This window comes from Nostoc sp. (genome assembly GCF_036917095.1).
Classification (GTDB): Bacteria; Cyanobacteriota; Cyanobacteriia; order Cyanobacteriales; family Nostocaceae; genus Nostoc.
In genome coordinates, this window is sequence record NZ_JBALFH010000034.1 from 90,248 (window position 1) to 106,107 (window position 15,860).

A 15,860-nucleotide genomic window follows, 5' to 3' on the forward strand; every position below is an offset into this window, starting at 1 on the left:
TATACTTCATTGACTTGTAAAGTGCTGTAAGTAACAATACCTTTACTAATTTATGAAGCTTGAACAATCCTGTTTAGGAGGAATCACTCTGCATTATCACAACAGTGCCATTGGTGCGTAGGCGTAGCCCGCCGGAGGCATCGCTATTTTTGATAATACACCAACTGCTCTTGTCACTTTGCTGCTATAGATATTGTTCGGTCAAAGTATATCAGGGAATATATCTATTATGAAGTTATTTTATTGGTCAAAGAATATACAATGAAGTTTTTTTGTTGGTAAGAGAATATACAAGTTTTGGGCGCTAACAGATTATACAGTTGAACAGATAGTTCAAATCAGCAGTTCTGTTTGTTAAAAAATCTATGCAAATACACCAGGTAATTGAAGCCTACGATCGCGGAGCAGTTGATTATGACGCAATTATGAAGCGTTACTGGCACATCGAGCGCGAACCTCTAATTGCTTCTTTGCAGCTTAAGTCAGGACAAACTGTACTAGATGCTGCGGTAGGAACAGGTCTTAACCTTTCAGCCTATCCTGAAGGCGTGCATGTCGTCGGTGTCGATCTTTCTGAGAAGATGCTGGATGAAGCACGTAAAAAGCGCGTATCCGCAGACATCAGCTTCAAGGTATCGGATATCTGCAATCTTGATTTTCCTGATAATAGCTTTGATGCAGCAGCGTCGGGATTTACCCTCTGTGTCGTTGACGATCCAGTTCTTGCTCTTAAGGAAATTCTACGAGTTACCAAGCCTGGCGCATTTATTGCCATTCTCGATTACTGTAAATCGCAAGATCCAGAGATTCAAAAATGGCAAGAATTAATCGCTGATAGTAGTTCACAGCTAGGTTTCCCCACTGGCAAAATTAAGTGGGATGCATTGATGGATTATGACGAATTGATTTACAACAGCAAGCTTGCCATTGAAGTGCTGGCGGACAATCGCATAGAAAGTCCAAACCCATTTTTATGTGGTTGTCAATTACTGCTGAAAAATTCCAAAGCTTAAAGCCAACAGGATCGCAGTCTTGTAATTTTGTTTTGTAGTAAACCTTAAACTGTAAGGTGCGTTATAGCAATGCTTAACGCACCAACATATCTAGTGTGTTACGGCTAATCCTGACTTTCTCAAACTCTCAAATCCTTGCATAGGCGTAACATAATCTACTTAATATTTACTTTATTAATAGACTGTCAACAATGCAGGAAAAATTAGTACAATAACCATCAGATCGAGGAAAACTAAGCTAACTATAAGCCAGATGTTAATTGTATAACTTTCTGAGTTAAAATATAACACAATAGCTTTATTAATAATCCCTACAATTATTGATGTATCAAATAAACAAGCAGCTACTATTCCAAACAGGTGAGAAAAACCATTTCCTTGGCGATAGCTTGGCGTTGTTATATGCTCATAATACAGCCAAATAGCTAAAGTCCCAAAAAAAATAGCATAAGCTATTAGCCACTTTATATTAGGCATAATCAGAGCAATAACAAAGGGAATTATTAGTACCGAGATAAAGAATAAAATAAGAGAACCAATTATTTATAAATTCCTTATTTTTTAAAATAAATTAAAAATTTTTGCTTACATAACAACATTTATTATAAATTATACTAGCAGAAAATACTATACAAATACACTAACTTTAGCCTATCGCTGACTAAATCAATCTTCAGTTATCTTTAGATTTCATTTACAAATTACCTCTAAAATTGTGGTGCGTTACACTTGATAAAAAGACACCACAATCTACATTATTTAGTTTTATAAGTGATTTTGAAACAGTTCTAAAACATGTTGCCAAGCATCAGGAGCAGCTTCAGGATTGTAACTTGGGTGTTGTTCCATAAATGGGTACTTGTCTTTGAAAAATCCGGCAAAGAATCCATGTCCGGCATCGTATCGAAATACACGATGATTGATTTGATGTTTCTTTAATTCTGCTTCAATTTGCTCGTTTTCTTCCTGAGAAACTAATGTATCTCTTGTACCAAAAAATGCATAAATAGTACCTTTAATTTCTGAGGTGCGATTAATGGTTGGAGTGTCTTCACCATAACTAGGAGTGGTAATCCCGCCACCATAAAACGAAGCTGTGGCTTTGATATCCGGTAAAGTTGCAGCCATATAAGCAACATGACCGCCAAAACAGAAACCAATCACACCGATCGCATCATCTTTGACATTGGGTAAACTTTTAAGGTAGGCGATCGCAGCTTGAATATCACTTAAGATATCTTGATACTTTACTTGTTGATAATATTCCAACCCCAACCTATAGCTTTCTGGACTAAACCCAACATCTTCAGCGCTAAAATCAGCCTCAAAACCGGGAGCAATACGTTGATACATCGCCGGAGCGATCGCTACATATCCTTGTTTAGCAATTAGTTCGGTGATATCTCGAATATTACTATTAATTCCAAAAATTTCTGGAAAAACTATAACTGCGCCAAAGGTTCCCTTTTGTGCTGGTTGAGCTAAGTAAGCATCGATTTCTAAGCCATCGTTGGGTACTTTGACTTTTGCAGTTTTAATTTCGACGTTTGTTGTTTCTACCATCTTCGTTTCGCCTGATTTTATACCAACTCATTTATTTTGACTGGTTTTCGACACAGACGGGCACAAACATCAGAAGTATTGCTCTCCTCAATGAAGGTAAATTACTTACCCTCAACCATGACTTTACATCTGAGAGCAGATGAATTTCTAACTTTTGAATAGATGGTATCTCAAACTTCTGGGAGATCCCAAGGGTTTTTGATTTGTGCGACCTTACATAAAGTAAGCATAAAGACTCAAAATTAATAACCACAAGAAAAACAATGCCAGATCAAAGTTTTAGAACAAATATTCCAGAAGTTGACCCAACAGAGATTGAAGATACTCGAACTGCGATCGCTGACGAACATCACTCATTTCTTGAAAAAGTCATGGTTCGGAGCGGATTTGCGGATTTGTATGACGCAAGAGACTTTACCGAAGTTGTGTATCGCGTTATGCGTGACTTAATGACTGCGGACACAATCGATCGCGTCGAGTCAGAACTGCATACAGAAGCTATACCTACAGATGAAAAAGCACTCCAGTTTGAAGTGGCTGAACTCTGGAAAGACACCAATCCCATTGTGAGATTTTTAAGTAAAATCCGTCAACCTTTAAAAGGCCCGGCTCCCATTGGAATTGATTCCAAGCTCTTTCTAACGCGGGTTGCTAATGAAGGAGGAGTTCCAGGATCAGTCGAGGCAGAACAGGCAGTTAAAGCGGTATTTTCTGCTACCAAAGACGAACTTTCCGAAGAGCGGATTCAAGAAATTGCTGGTGCGCTCCCTGATTATGTACGTCAGCTTTGGGAGCAAGCTTAATTAGAAACGTGAAAAAGTTAAGTCTGTTTGCGAGTAGCGATCGCAAACAGGCTTTTTAAATAGGTTTAGCCTACAGCAAATTCTGTATACTGCCGTACATGAGGTGCATGATATGCGATCGCAATATCTTGCTTAGGCACTCCTTCCCTCACGAGTTGATCTGCGATGTCTACGACGGGCTACGCCTACGCATCCTCCGTTCCATCATGCTGCACCCAAATCTTCCCATCCTTAATATCTATATGCAGCACACAGCCGTAAATTCGGGTACTACTATCCTTCCATCCCACATGCACAAGCTGATAGTGGTCTTTTGTAGTATCAAAAATTGTTTGACTTTCTATGGGATCGCTCTCAGAACGTAACTTTCCTCGCGCCGTCAATAATTTCTGAATTAGTTCACGATACAAAATTAGCTTATCCATTCTGCAATCTCCTGTTTTTCTGTGTCGTACACCAAAAGGGGAATTTTGTTGCGGACAATAACCGTTTGAATAAATGGATATCTGAAAAATCGCTTATAAACGTCGAGCGGAACTGCCAAATACAACCACCGCTCTGGATCATCATCTTCCAAAGCAATGCGGTAGTTAATAAATTGTCCAATTGCAGTATGAAACTCAGAAATTGTTGAGGGTGCTAAAAATGTTTTGATTTCAACAGCAATCTTTTCCTCATCCTTTGTCGCTGCTAGCAACAGTTCTGCACCCCAGTCGATATAAAAATCAACAAACCCCAAATCAATGTGGTATGGATCGTGAGTAATTAGCCATCCTTCTTTCTCAAGGGCAGTTCTAACCAGTTCATGAAACCTATCTCTTGCAGACATCGTAGACAGCTAACCAGAAGGATAAAGTCTTTTGTAGAAAAAAGAATATATATAGCGGAGGATTATATCACCTCACAAGTAAATCTGTGAGAAAATAATATTGTTGTTTTATAGCTAATGCTATGCTTCCGGCGGGCTATGCGAAGGCTTATGACCTATGATTTCTACCAATTATGCCTTATAGTCAATTTACAACTATCAGTAAAGTTAAAGAAGCTTTCGGGTTAAAAACGCAAGAAGGTGGGCGATTTATTCCTGTTATTGAACCAATTGAAGTATCTGCTACACTGACGGCATATCTTGAAGAAAGTCTGCCACTTGTTTCTTCAGCAAGTGAAAAAGCGCGTTCAGAAGGAATTATTTACCCAGTATTATTAGAAGTTAGACGAATATTAAATCGCCAAATTAGCTTATTCTCTGGGGAAGATTTTACAGTTGATGAGGCAGTTGGACTTAATGGAATGTGTGATTTTCTTTTAAGTCGTTCGCCGGAAGTGCTAGAAATTGAAGCACCTGCAATTGTGATTGTAGAAGCAAAAAAAGCAGATTTAAGAACTGGGTTTGGACAATGTATTGCAGAAATGGTTGCTGCACAAAGATTCAACGTCACCAAAAATCGTCCTGTTGCTGTAATCTATGGTTCTATTAGCAGTGGTACACAATGGCGATTCCTGAAGCTGGAGGATAATCTTGTCACCATCGACTTGACGGATTATCCCCTTCCACCTGTGGAACAAATTCTCGGATTTTTAGTTTGGATGGTTCAAAACAGTTGATAGATACGTAGGCATGGCATTGCAGCATGATATCACCTCACAAGCAAATATGTGACAAAATAATATTGTTGTTTGATAGCCAATGCGATCGCTTACAACCTATGATTTCTACCATCTCGCGCCGCTACAGCTTGGATGAATATCGTGCGATCGAAGAAAAAGCCGAAGGACGCAGCGAATATCGAGATGGAGAAATTGTACCCATGCCTGGAGGAACACTCAAACACAGCCGTATTGGTCGGAACATTCTGACTTATTTTAGTATTGTGCTGCGCGATACTCAATTCGAGCCAATTAACAGCGATTTGCGGGTGTGGATTCCTGAATATCGACGCGGGGTATATCCAGACGTAATGATTTTTGATGGCGAACCGCAACTAAATGGCGATCGTTTAGATGAAGTATTAAATCCCGTACTGATTGTTGAAGTTCTATCTCCTTTTGCCGCAGATTGCGATCGACAAAGTAAATTTCGGATGTATAGATCAATTCCAAGTTTTAGCGAATATTTATTAGTCGAGCGGGATGAACCTTTTGTGGAACGCTATAGTAAACAAGCTGAAGGTTGGTTGATCAGTGATTTTAGCGGTTTAGAGCTATCTATTTCTTTGGATTCAGTTAATATTGAATTGCCGATGGCAGAAATTTATCGCGGCGTTGTTTTTGAGTAAATCAGCTTTGTGACGATGTATGCTTTGGGAGGGGTGCGATCGCAGGTTATCCGGCTATAAACTTACTATGAGAACCTTGAAAAGATTCTAGTGCATCCATACCATCGCAAAGCAATACAACAGAATCTGATCTAGGTGATATGTGTTTGACCTCCTGCTTTTGCAGTAAAAAAATCGAGATGAACTCGTTGATTTCAGATTTTGTGGTTCCTGGCTGAAAAAATGCTAAGAAAAAAGAATACGATCTCAAATGAATCGCACGAAGAATTTTTTTGCGCCCATCATTTGATATAAACTGTGCAAAACCAATTCTATGGATATCCGGTTCCCAGCGCAATGCTTTGTCGTCTGGTAATCCCATTTCCTTAAGTTCCGATACCGAGAGGAAGCCAGGAGGTACAATTTGTAGAAAAAGCTCGAATTCAACTACAGGACTAGAGGCATTAAGTATGTATGGAACTAGCGGTGGATATACAAAATCATCAAATTTATGGATTCGTGCCGAATTGTAACACAGCTTTAAAAGCCATCGACATAGTAAATCATAATTGTATGAGAAATTTACGAACTCTCCACGCTCATGAATACGAAAAAAATATTTATCCCATAAAGCACATATATAAGCATCAAGTTGAGACAATACACCATTGTTGCAAACATCACAAACATCTCTAAGTTTGGGTTCAGTCTCAACTACTTTATCCAATCGGGAAAGCCAGAAAGAGTGCTGCTTATCTCCTCTCGACTTCTGGAGCCGTTGATGCAAAGAACGTGCCCAAAGATGTTCTTTGGTAAGCTTTGTATCTGTACGACCACAGTATGCACATGGCTGTTTAGATTTCATTGTAAATAAAGAAACTAGTAAGCTAACTCTCTCAGGATAATGGCTACTAATAATGTATGGATTCATTTATACATAGCTATCAACTAACTCGTTGTATTAACGCGGTTATCTCCGCATGATTAGTGTTATCTTTTTTAGCGATCGCACTTCTCAACATCTCTACATATTTAGGATTTCTCAAATCAAAATCTTCAATTCATTTATTGATGTAATATTAATACTTGTCTTTCCTAAATAGTCAATATTATTGCCGTATAGTAGAACGCACTACATCAATCTCAGTAGCAAATATCATAAGTGAGTCTGCATTATGGATGACTATTAGGGTTTTCAATCATTAGTCCCTCACTTACAACTGCTGCATTCAAATCATTATCTGCGGACACAAAGGTAATAGGAGGTAATCCATGAGCAATGGAAATGGTGTTGACTACACGACCTACTGCTAGTTGGATAGCATCATAACCTTTTAAACCATAAGTTTCAGATAATACCATTCCAGAATTAATGATATTTTCTGTGATTTCAACAATTTGATAGTCTTTCTGTAAATCACGTTTGAACTGATTGCGTGTTATTGTCGCATCTGTAATGCTAATACTTCCACTACGCGATCGCCTGCTAATTGCCGCTATAATTTCTACAGCAGTTATTGCAGCAATAAATACTTCATTGTTGAGAGCCGGATCAAATAGCCCCAGAACCCAAACTGATCCAGTTTCGACAATATAACGCTTAACTAATGCGCTACTGTCTAGAAAATAAACTGCCATCTAACGGCGTTCCTCAATGATACTTTCAGAAACAGGCTTTCCTTCAGCATGAATTACTCGTCGCTCAATTATTGGCTCGTAAGCAGGATGCTTGATCTGCTTCACTAAGCCAGAATCGATCAGGGCTTGGTGGAATGCTGCTTGTTTAACAGTTTCTTCTTTATTAGCAAGATACTTTTGAATTGTCTGATTAAGCTGCTGAAGCTCTTTTAGTTCAAGTGTCTCAAGCTGCTGAAGTATTTGGTTCAGAGTTTCTATTGCCATACTTTTGTAATGTATATTTCTATTCTTGATGATTTTTCACCTATAAATCATAGCAAATTATCTAAAATTGGTATGATTTATCAGTAAGTTTAACTTTGTTTATAAACCATTTCCATTTTCAACTTTTCAACCTCCAATCTCAATTTGTCATTCTCCATCCTCAACTTTGCATTCTCCTCTCTAATCAACTCAACTTCATTCCTCTTACTCAACGCCTGATTAATCGCCAACTTCCGCATATCTAGCGAAAACCAACGCTGATAAGTTTGCGTATGAACCTGCACACTATGCCCCAAATTATCCGCCGCCGCTTTAATTGGTATCCCCAAAATATGCGCCCGAATTGCCCAGGCGTGACGTAAATCATAAGGCTTAAAATCCAATCCTATCTTGCGAAACCACCAACTAACTCGCTGTGTTAACGCCGTTATCTCAGCATGATTAGTGTTATCTTTTTTAGCGATCGCACCCCTTAACATCTCTAAATACTTCGGATTTCTCAAATCAAAATCCTCAATCCATTGCCGATATAATGGTAATGCTTCTCTCTCACCAGTTTTACAATCTTTATCAACTTTCCATGTCAAATCTAAATTTTCTTGACTCAACCACCAATCAATATCAGGATTAATAAAAAGTTCCCGTGGACGTAAACCAAAAACTGCTAACATTCCATAAGTCCAGCGCCAAAGTTGCCAACTATCTTGAAAATTTTGATTAACTTGATTACCTCGATTATGTTGATAATCTTCAAACTTGATAATTCCCTCAGATATTTCTGCATCGGTCGGTATATTTCGGGAATTATTCTCCGGCATTTTGGAATATTTAGATAAATCGATTTCGATTTTAAATGTCACACAAAATGCTGCGATCGCTCTAGCTGCATTATACTTAGCCCATTCTTTATCGATTTGCTCAATTGAACTTATCAGATTTTCAGCAGTTGCCAAATATTGAGGATTGGTAAATCTCTTGGTACGCGAAAAATAATAAAAAAAAGTATGTTCGCTTTTAGTTGTGCGTTTGTGAGTTTTAAAATATTCTTCTTCAAACTTTTCAAGTAATTCCCCTATAGATTGAAAATCTTTTCTAATTGCTTCATTACCTAAATATTTATCATTCCATTCAAAAGTTTTACGAGCAATTAACTTCCCTAATTCATAAGCTTCTTCCTCAGCCGTCTTGAGTCCATCTAAGTTAGCGGGAATATTCAAACTGAGATTATATTGTTTTCTGCCAGTACCATTACTATCTTTGTCTCCCGGTTTAATTGGTAACGTCGCCCGTAATTGCAGACTTCCATTCGATTCTCTAATTGTCACCTTTGCCTTTGCAGACTTCAAACGCAGATTAACTTTCTCTAATTCTAGTAGTACTTTCGTTCTCATGTGTTCTTTTTGCTGCTGTGCTTGCAGAGATGAGCAAAAAAATGGGCGATTTTTTAATCGCCTTGGCTCAGGACAACATTTAGATGATGGGTGAGTCCTAAACCTGATTATGCATCGCTGTGTTTTTAGCCTATATTTAGGCTAAAAATAAATGTGTTCTCAGAAAACAATGTTTAGCAGAGACATTGCTTACTGCAAACATTAGACAGTTGAAAAGAATTAAACCACAAAAAGGATTACTCCGGCCCTTATCACGGTTATGACGGCTTCGCCATCTTCGCTCGTGATATGGACTTGGCACTCAACAGCCCAACCTGGTCATTAATTGGCGCTCCTTGGAATGAAAAAGCTCAGGCTAAAAAGGCTGAAGCTAAGGCTAAGGCTGCCGTCTAGGGAAATGGGAGAGAGCGATAAGTAAGGATAACCTGGGGCTAAAACCCCAGGGGGGAGTTGGGAATCCAAAATTCAAAACTGAAAAATTAAAAATTTCTTTTGATTTTTGCATTTTGAATTTTGAATCATATTCCCATCTCCCACCCCCGCCTCAAATCCTTATTCCTTAATCAGTAAAAGAATTCAGTAAGCTTGGAGATCCAGAAATGCCTCAGAATCCAGAAAAAATTCAAGATCACGTTGAGTTATTCCACCAACCAGAGTACCAACAGCTATTTGAAAACAAAAAGCAGTTTGAAAATGGTCACGAACCCGAAGAAGTAACACGGGTTGCAGAGTGGACAAAGGGTTGGGATTATCGTGAAAAGAACTTCGCTCGTGAAGCTTTAACCGTTAACCCTGCTAAAGGTTGTCAACCACTAGGAGCAATCTTTGCTGCTGTTGGTTTTGAAGGTACTCTACCTTTCGTTCAAGGTTCTCAAGGTTGCGTTGCTTACTTCCGCACCCACTTAACCCGTCACTACAAAGAACCATTCTCTGGTGTATCTTCTTCAATGACTGAAGATGCAGCCGTGTTTGGTGGTCTGCAAAACATGATTGACGGGTTGGCGAACTCTTACCAACTCTACAAGCCCAAGATGATCGCTGTCTGCACCACCTGTATGGCAGAAGTAATTGGTGATGACTTGCAGTCTTTCATCAACAACGCCAAGGAAGCTGGTTCAGTTCCTCAAGATTTCCCAGTACCCTACGCTCACACCCCTAGCTTTGTCGGTTCCCACATCACTGGTTACGACAACATGATGAAGGGAATTCTTTCTAACTTGACCGCAGGTCATAAGAAAGAAACCAGCAATGGTAAAATCAACTTCATCCCAGGTTTTGACACCTACGTAGGCAACAACCGCGAAATCAAGCGGATTGCTTCGCTGTTCGGCTTTGACTACACAATTCTAGCCGACAACAGCGACTACTTGGATTCACCCAACACAGGTGAGTTCGATATGTACCCAGGTGGTACAAAGCTGGAAGATGCAGAAGATTCAATCAATGCTAAAGCGACGATCGCTCTGCAAGCACACTCTACCCTCAAAACCCGCGAGTATATTGAAAAAGAGTGGAAGCAACCAACCTCAGTTTCCCGTCCTTGGGGCATTAAGGGTACTGATGAGTTCTTGATGAAACTCAGCGAATTGAGTGGTATCCCCATTCCTCAAGAATTGGAAATCGAACGCGGTCGTGCAGTTGATGCCATGACTGACTCTCACTCATGGATTCACGGCAAGCGCTTCGCTATCTACGGCGAACCAGATTTAGTATACAGCGTAGTTGGCTTTATGCTAGAAATGGGTGCTGAACCTGTGCATGTCTTGGTTCACAACAGCAACGAAGTATTTGAAGCAGAAATCAAAGAATTGCTTGCTTCTAGCCCCTTCGGTCAACATGCAACTGTTTGGCCTGGTAAAGACTTGTGGCACATGCGTTCATTGTTGTTCACAGAACCAGTAGACTTCTTAGTTGGTAACACCTACGGTAAGTACCTGTGGCGCGACACCAAGATTCCCCTCGTGAGAATCGGCTACCCCATCATGGATCGCCACCACCTACACCGCTACGCCACCATTGGTTATCAAGGTATAATCAACCTCCTCAACTGGACTGTAAACACCCTGTTTGAAGAAATCGATCGCAACACCAACATTCCTTCTAAGACAGATATTTCCTACGACTTGATTCGTTAGAAATTGCGTAGAAACACAACGTGTTAATTAAAGGGTAAAGAAGGGGAGTAGGGAATAGGGAATAGGGAATAGGGAAATATCCAAACCCAATGCCCAATCCCCAATTCCCATCCCCAACTCCCCTTTTTCTTGATAGCATTTACCCAAGGAATTGATAAATGGAAACCATCAATCACACTCACGAACACACTCACACTCATCCTCATCCTAATTACCATCCACCTAATCAGAAAAAACCAGGGTGGTTACACAATCTTCTTAATCCGTTGCGGCGTGTAGTGGATGGAATTCAGGTTAAAAATAATCGCTTCGCTCATCTAATTTGCCAAACAATTCCTTGTTGTTGTCCCTTTGAGCGACAAATTAAATTATTTGGGAAGTCTATTGATATTCCACCACTATGTAAACTCAATCCTTTATATGACGAATTTGTAGGATTGCGTTTCCGCGCTCTATCTTACCTCGCTGATGTATGTGGAGAGGATGTCACAAGATACATTTGTTAGTCATTGGTCATTGGTCATTAGTCATTAGTCATTAGTCATTGGTAGAGACGCGATTATACTCTGCGAGAAGCCGCTCTTCGAGCGTCTACGCGTCTGTACAATAGTCAATTCAAATGACAAATGACAAAGGACAATTAACAATTAAGAGAAGAGAGATGAAAAGCACCCAAGGCAAAATCAACGAGCTGCTGACTGAGACAGGATGCGAGCATAATCAGCACAAACAAACGGAAAAGAAAAACAAGTCTTGCGCTCAACAGGCACAACCTGGCGCGGCTCAAGGGGGCTGCGCTTTTGATGGTGCAATGATTTCCCTAGTGCCGATCGCAGATGCAGCGCATCTAGTCCACGGGCCGATCGCCTGTGCTGGTAATTCCTGGGGCAGTCGTGGTAGTCTGTCGTCTGGCCCTCTACTCTACAAAATGGGCTTTACCACTGACTTGGGTGAAAATGATGTCATCTTCGGTGGCGAAAAGAAACTCTACAAAGCGATTCTGGAACTCAAAGAGCGCTACCAACCAGCAGCAGTATTCGTTTATGCCACTTGCGTTACAGCCTTAATTGGCGATGATATGGATGCTGTCTGCAAAGCGGCGGCTGAGAAAATTGGTATTCCTGTTGTTCCCGTCATTGCCCCAGGATTTATTGGCAGTAAAAATCTCGGCAACCGTTTTGGCGGTGAAGCTTTATTAGAATATGTTGTCGGAACAGCAGAACCGGAACATACAACGCCTTATGATATTAACTTAATCGGTGAATACAACATCGCCGGTGAAATGTGGGGAGTAACACCACTGTTAGAAAAATTAGGCATCCGTATTTTGTCTAAAATTACGGGCGATGCTCGCTACGATGAAATTCGCTACGCCCACCGCGCCAAGCTCAACGTCATGATCTGCTCACGAGCGTTGCTGAATATGGCGAGAAAGATGGAGGAGCGTTACAACATCCCCTACATTGAAGAGTCTTTCTACGGCATCGATGATATGAATCGCTGTCTGCGAAATATCGCTGCTAAATTAGGCGACGCTGATTTACAAGAACGCACAGAAAAGCTAATTGCAGAAGAAACGGCGACTTTAGATTTGGCACTTGCTCCTTATCGCGCTCGACTCAAAGGTAAGCGAGTTGTGTTGTATACAGGTGGTGTCAAGAGTTGGTCGATTATTTCGGCAGCTAGAGACTTAGGCATTGAAGTTGTTGCTACCAGTACTCGGAAAAGTACTGAGGAAGATAAAGCCAAAATCAAGAAGTTGATTGGCAACGATGGCATCATGCTAGAGAAAGGCAACGCTCAAGAATTGCTACAACTGGTTAAAGACACTCGCGCAGATATGCTGATTGCTGGTGGACGTAACCAATACACAGCTTTGAAAGCTCGGATTCCTTTCCTTGATATCAACCAAGAACGCCATCATCCTTATGCAGGTTATGTGGGAATGATTGAGATGGCGCGGGAACTGTACGAAGCTCTCTACAGCCCAATTTGGGAACAAATACGCAAACCCGCTCCTTGGGAAGAAGAGGAAGAAGTTTAATGGCGAATTCTCATCTTTTTCTCTCTGTGTCCTCTGCGTCCTCTGTGGTTCAAAAAAATCATTTTTCAACCGCAGAGGCGCAGAGAGCGCAGAGTCAATTATGTAGGACATGGGGCGAGGAGGTAGTTTAATGGCGATCGTTACCGTTACTAACAAAGCACTGACAGTTAATCCCCTCAAGCAAAGTCAAGCTTTGGGCGCAACCTTAGCCTTTTTGGGATTGAAAGGGACAATGCCCTTATTCCACGGTTCCCAAGGTTGTACTGCTTTCGCCAAAGTTGTCCTCGTGCGGCATTTCCGGGAAGCGATTCCTTTAGCTACCACAGCGATGACGGAAGTCACTACAATCTTGGGTGGTGAAGAGAATGTGGAGCAAGCAATTCTGACTCTGGTGGAAAAGGCTAATCCAGAAATTATTGGTTTATGTAGTACTGGATTGACTGAAACTAGAGGCGATGACATCGAGGGTTTTCTGAAGGAAATCCGCGATCGCCATCCCGAATTGAATGATTTAGCGATCGTTTTTGCACCTACCCCAGATTTTAAAGGTGCGTTGCAAGATGGTTTTGCCGTTGCTGTGGAAAGCATAGTTAAGGAAATTCCTCGCGCGGGTGGACTCAGAACTGAACAAGTCACCGTTTTGGCGGGTTCTGCTTTCACACCTGGGGATGTACAGGAAATCAAAGAGATAGTCACGTCCTTTGGATTAGTGCCGATCTTTGTACCTGACCTTGGCGCTTCTCTAGATGGACATTTAGAGGATAATTATAGTGCGGTTACAGTCAGTGGAACTACCTTAAAACAGCTACGAGAAGTAGGTAGTTCTGCCTTTACCCTGGCATTGGGTGAAAGTATGCGGGGGGCTGCCAAGATTCTGGAAGAACGCTTTGGCACACCTTATGAGGTGTTTGGCGAACTGACAGGATTAGAACCAGTAGATGAGTTTATCCAAGCATTGGCGATTCTGAGCGGTAATAGCGTACCCGAAAAATACCGCCGCCAACGTCGTCAGTTGCAAGATGCGATGCTGGACACCCACTTTTACTTCGGTGCAAAACGAGTTTCCTTAGCACTGGAACCAGATTTGTTGTGGTCAACAGTGCATTTCCTGCAATCGATGGGGGCGCAAATTCATGCGGCGGTGACAACCACGCGATCGCACTTACTAGAACAACTCCCGGTAAAAAGTATCACCATCGGCGATTTGGAAGACTTTGAGGGTTTAGCGGGCGGTTCTGATTTGCTGATTGGTAACTCGAATGTGGGTGCGATCGCAAAACGCCTCTCGATTCCTCTTTATCGTTTAGGATTGCCCATTTATGACCGCTTAGGTAATGGTCAATTTACCAAAGTTGGCTATCGAGGCACGATGGAACTTTTGTTTGGCATAGGCAACCTGTTTTTAGAGGCAGAAGAAGCGAGAGTTAAGCAGTTCCAAGAGTTCGGAACTGTGAGCGCAGAGTTTTGAATTCACACTTGAAATTCAAAACAGTTCAGTTAAGAATTGATCCTCCCTAACCCTCGTTAAGGCGTGTATACACAAGTCGAATTACCCCCCTTAATCCCCCCTTATAAAGGGGGGAAACAATAAATCAAATCTAGTTTTCTCCCTTTTATAAGGGGGAAACAATAAATTAAATCTAGTTCCCTCCCCTTTATAAGGGGAGGGTTAGGGTGGGGTAAAACCTTGGTTAATCAGTAATCAGCTATTTCCAACTTGTGTATACACCGTAGCTTTTTAAGGGGGATCTTCCGAGGCTAAATATCACTAACTGAACCGTATTGCTTCAAAATTCAAAACTTTAGAGAGGAGAATTACAATGAAAATAGCCTTCACGACGAGTGACCGAGTTCATATTAATGCTCACTTCGGATGGGCAAAAATGATTGATGTTTACGAAATTACCGATGAGGGATATCACTTCGTAGAAACCCTCAATTTTGAAGGGGAACTCAAGGAAGATGGTAATGAAGATAAAATCAACCCAAAACTTGAGGCAATAGGCGACTGTACGATTGTTTACGTAACAGCAATTGGTGGTAGCGCCGCCGCTCGGTTAATCAAGAAAGGTGTCACCCCAGTGAAGGCGCGATCGGAAGAAGAAGAAATTAGTGAAGTGCTAAATAAGCTAGTAAAAACCCTCAAAGGTAATCCTCCACCTTGGTTGCGTAAAGCTTTGCAGCCAAAAACCACAAACTTTGCTGATGAAATTGAAGACGAAGCAACAGTATGACCGCAAATAATAGTGTTAACGGAACCGCTACAACTGAAGTCTTGAACTCACCTTTTCTTAAGGTATTAATCAAACAAATTCGTGGTCAAGACAGCTATGGAGTTTATCGTACTTGGTCGGATGAGTTGATTCTCAAACCCTTTATTGTCACCAAACAAAAGAAACGGGAAATCTCCGTTGAGGGCGAAGTCGATGCAGTAACTCAAGCCCGGATTATGGCATTTTTTCGGGCTGTAGCTGCTGGGATTGAACAAGAAACAGGTTTGATATCCCAAGTTGTAGTTGATTTGAGCCATGAAGGATTTGGCTGGGCGCTAGTTTTTTCTGGTCGTCTTTTGTTAGCTGTAAAAACCTTGCGAGATGCTCATCGCTTTGGCTTTGACTCGCTAGAGAAACTGGCAGAAGAGGGAGAAAACTACGTCAAAAAAGGTCTTGATTTGGCGAAGCGCTTTCCTGAAGTTGGCAAAATTTAATTAGTCATTAGTCATTGGTCATTGGTCATTAGTAAAAGACACATGAC

The 15,860-nt window shown here is 41.0% G+C and carries 17 protein-coding genes and 2 pseudogenes; 11 read left to right on the forward strand and 8 right to left on the reverse strand.

Annotated elements, in window-relative coordinates; all coding sequences use genetic code 11:
* The first annotated feature begins 365 nt into the window (after positions 1–365).
* The gene (locus tag V7L01_RS17665) at positions 366–1,013 is read left to right on the forward strand and encodes a class I SAM-dependent methyltransferase (RefSeq protein ID WP_335036884.1); all 648 of its coding nucleotides are present in this window, start codon (positions 366–368) and stop codon (positions 1,011–1,013) included.
* Between the two features lie 174 nt (positions 1,014–1,187).
* Here V7L01_RS17665 and V7L01_RS17670 read toward each other — a convergent pair whose 3' ends face one another.
* Together V7L01_RS17670 and V7L01_RS17675 are read right to left on the reverse strand one after the other, a co-directional pair.
* A complete protein-coding gene (locus V7L01_RS17670) occupies positions 1,188–1,490 on the reverse strand; it encodes a hypothetical protein (RefSeq protein ID WP_335036886.1) in 303 nt (100 codons plus the stop codon).
* Positions 1,491–1,778: 288 nt separating this feature from the next.
* Positions 1,779–2,576, reverse strand: coding sequence for a dienelactone hydrolase family protein (locus V7L01_RS17675; protein ID WP_335036888.1), 798 nt, complete (start codon positions 2,574–2,576; stop codon positions 1,779–1,781).
* A 263-nt stretch (positions 2,577–2,839) separates the two neighbouring features.
* Between V7L01_RS17675 and V7L01_RS17680 the strand changes: the two genes are divergently transcribed.
* A complete protein-coding gene (locus V7L01_RS17680) occupies positions 2,840–3,379 on the forward strand; it encodes a DUF2267 domain-containing protein (protein WP_335036890.1) in 540 nt (179 codons plus the stop codon).
* A gap of 65 nt (positions 3,380–3,444) precedes the next feature.
* On the opposite strand, the pseudogene V7L01_RS17685 reads toward V7L01_RS17680, so the two are convergent.
* Positions 3,445–3,804, reverse strand: a pseudogene (locus tag V7L01_RS17685) (XisI protein).
* Positions 3,792–4,208 carry a XisH family protein gene (locus V7L01_RS17690; RefSeq protein ID WP_335036892.1) on the reverse strand — a complete coding sequence of 139 codons (417 nt, stop codon included), beginning with the start codon at positions 4,206–4,208 and terminating at the stop codon, positions 3,792–3,794. The pseudogene V7L01_RS17685 and the gene V7L01_RS17690 overlap by 13 nt, the downstream one beginning before the upstream one ends.
* A 173-nt stretch (positions 4,209–4,381) precedes the next feature.
* Here V7L01_RS17690 and V7L01_RS17695 point away from each other — a divergent pair, with 173 nt between their 5' ends.
* Together V7L01_RS17695 and V7L01_RS17700 are read left to right on the forward strand one after the other, a co-directional pair.
* Positions 4,382–4,984, forward strand: coding sequence for a hypothetical protein (locus V7L01_RS17695; protein ID WP_335036893.1), 603 nt, complete (start codon positions 4,382–4,384; stop codon positions 4,982–4,984).
* A gap of 101 nt (positions 4,985–5,085) precedes the next feature.
* Positions 5,086–5,655 (forward strand): Uma2 family endonuclease, encoded by a 570-nt coding sequence (locus V7L01_RS17700; protein WP_335037005.1) that lies wholly within the window; start codon positions 5,086–5,088, stop codon positions 5,653–5,655.
* 46 nt (positions 5,656–5,701) lie between these two features.
* On the opposite strand, the gene V7L01_RS17705 is transcribed toward V7L01_RS17700, so the two are convergent.
* The 4 genes from V7L01_RS17705 to V7L01_RS17720 form a co-directional block, all read right to left on the reverse strand.
* Complete coding sequence (locus V7L01_RS17705) at positions 5,702–6,499, reverse strand: hypothetical protein (protein WP_335036895.1); 798 nt, start codon at positions 6,497–6,499, stop codon at positions 5,702–5,704.
* A gap of 308 nt (positions 6,500–6,807) precedes the next feature.
* Positions 6,808–7,272 (reverse strand): type II toxin-antitoxin system VapC family toxin, encoded by a 465-nt coding sequence (locus V7L01_RS17710; protein ID WP_335036896.1) that lies wholly within the window; start codon positions 7,270–7,272, stop codon positions 6,808–6,810.
* Positions 7,273–7,536: a hypothetical protein gene (locus V7L01_RS17715; RefSeq protein WP_335036898.1), complete on the reverse strand. Its 264-nt coding sequence runs from the start codon at positions 7,534–7,536 to the stop codon at positions 7,273–7,275.
* An 89-nt stretch (positions 7,537–7,625) separates the two neighbouring features.
* Entirely contained in the window at positions 7,626–8,927 is a 1,302-nt protein-coding gene (locus tag V7L01_RS17720; RefSeq protein ID WP_442936987.1) for a site-specific integrase, read from the reverse strand.
* Between the two features lie 225 nt (positions 8,928–9,152).
* Between V7L01_RS17720 and V7L01_RS35480 the strand changes: the two are divergent.
* The 7 genes and pseudogenes from V7L01_RS35480 to V7L01_RS17750 all read left to right on the forward strand — a co-directional run.
* Positions 9,153–9,320: pseudogene (locus V7L01_RS35480) on the forward strand (nitrogenase molybdenum-iron protein alpha chain); the annotation flags it as partial.
* 206 nt (positions 9,321–9,526) lie between these two features.
* Complete coding sequence (nifK, locus tag V7L01_RS17725) at positions 9,527–11,062, forward strand: nitrogenase molybdenum-iron protein subunit beta (RefSeq protein WP_292819415.1); 1,536 nt, start codon at positions 9,527–9,529, stop codon at positions 11,060–11,062.
* Positions 11,063–11,220: 158 nt separating this feature from the next.
* Positions 11,221–11,568, forward strand: coding sequence for a Mo-dependent nitrogenase C-terminal domain-containing protein (locus V7L01_RS17730; RefSeq protein ID WP_335036900.1), 348 nt, complete (start codon positions 11,221–11,223; stop codon positions 11,566–11,568).
* A gap of 155 nt (positions 11,569–11,723) precedes the next feature.
* Positions 11,724–13,106, forward strand: coding sequence for a nitrogenase iron-molybdenum cofactor biosynthesis protein NifE (gene nifE, locus V7L01_RS17735; protein WP_335036902.1), 1,383 nt, complete (start codon positions 11,724–11,726; stop codon positions 13,104–13,106).
* A 130-nt stretch (positions 13,107–13,236) separates the two neighbouring features.
* Positions 13,237–14,574, forward strand: a complete 1,338-nt coding sequence (nifN, locus tag V7L01_RS17740) for a nitrogenase iron-molybdenum cofactor biosynthesis protein NifN (RefSeq protein WP_335036904.1) — start codon at positions 13,237–13,239, stop codon at positions 14,572–14,574.
* 352 nt (positions 14,575–14,926) lie between these two features.
* Positions 14,927–15,340, forward strand: coding sequence for a nitrogen fixation protein NifX (nifX, locus tag V7L01_RS17745; RefSeq protein WP_292819426.1), 414 nt, complete (start codon positions 14,927–14,929; stop codon positions 15,338–15,340).
* Entirely contained in the window at positions 15,337–15,813 is a 477-nt protein-coding gene (locus V7L01_RS17750) for a NifX-associated nitrogen fixation protein (RefSeq protein ID WP_118163723.1), read from the forward strand. The genes nifX and V7L01_RS17750 overlap by 4 nt, the downstream gene beginning before the upstream one ends.
* Positions 15,814–15,860 lie beyond the last annotated feature (47 nt).